The organism is Shewanella sp. ZOR0012 (assembly GCF_000798835.1).
Lineage (GTDB): Bacteria > Pseudomonadota > Gammaproteobacteria > Enterobacterales > Shewanellaceae > Shewanella > Shewanella xiamenensis.
Map to the genome: position 1 here is coordinate 5,654 of NZ_JTLE01000094.1, position 1,159 is coordinate 6,812.

The window sequence follows — 1,159 nt, forward strand, 5'->3', positions numbered from 1 at the left end:
ATCTGTTAATGCGCTTTTACGATGTTGAGAAAGGCCAAATTTGTATCGATGGACAAGACATTAAGTCCGTCAAACAGGATTCGCTACGTTCACAGATTGGTATGGTCACCCAAGACACATCCCTACTGCACCGCACGATTCGTGAAAATATTCTGTACGGCAATCCAGGGGCGAGCGAAATCCAACTCGAACATGCGATTAAACAAGCTCAGGCCCATGATTTTATTAATGAACTAACCGACCCTAATGGCAATCATGGTTTAGATGCACAAGTCGGTGAACGCGGCGTGAAACTCTCTGGCGGACAAAGACAACGTATCGCGATTGCTAGGGTGCTATTAAAAAATGCCCCTATTTTACTGCTCGATGAGGCCACTTCTGCCTTGGACTCTGAAGTTGAAGCTGCGATTCAAGAAAGCTTGTACGAATTGATGCAGGGCAAAACCGTAATTGCAATCGCCCATCGATTATCGACTATTGCCGCAATGGATAGATTAATCGTGCTCGATCAAGGTCGGATTGTTGAACAAGGAACCCATCAAGAGCTGATTGCTGCTGGCGGTATCTATGCCCAGTTATGGGCTCACCAAACTGGCGGATTTTTAGGGGTTGAATAGTGTCGAGTTGTAACTTAATGAACTGATTTTAAAGGCGACATTAAGTCGCCTTTTTATTTTGTTCTGCCCCGTCCTAAATAGCGTTGACACCTTAAACCAATTGTATTGAATATCTGTTCATTCAGCGGGAATTCAACGCGCTTTAGACAAGGCGAAGGCTTGAAGGCATAGTGGTGCTCTGTCGAAAGCCTTAAACGCAGTATAAAGCGCGTTGCCATAAAGTGAACATCAGCCGCCCTTTGGGAGCCACCCAGGCATCCCACTCCGATGTTGTATTGACTTAAAAGGGAATGACCATTTCTGCGTCAATGCGCCTTGGATTGAAATGCCTGTGAGGCTCTGAACTGATTAAATATTTAATGTGATTGGTTTACATACTAACAGCGAGACATCGTTCCAAGACTTTATCCCAATATGCAGCAAGCAAGTCTAAACCCAATAGAAACAGAGGAAACCAATAAACGTTGTGGCTTGTGGCTTGTGGCTTGTGGCTTGTGGCTTGTGGCTTGTGGCTTGTGGCTTGTGGCTTGTGGCTTGTGGCT

General features: G+C 45.4%; 1 protein-coding gene. It reads left to right on the forward strand.

The window, feature by feature from the left end:
• On the forward strand, positions 1-617 hold a 617-nt coding region (locus L976_RS01830; RefSeq protein WP_156143222.1), incomplete at its 5' end, for an ABC transporter ATP-binding protein.
• Positions 618-1,159 lie beyond the last annotated feature (542 nt).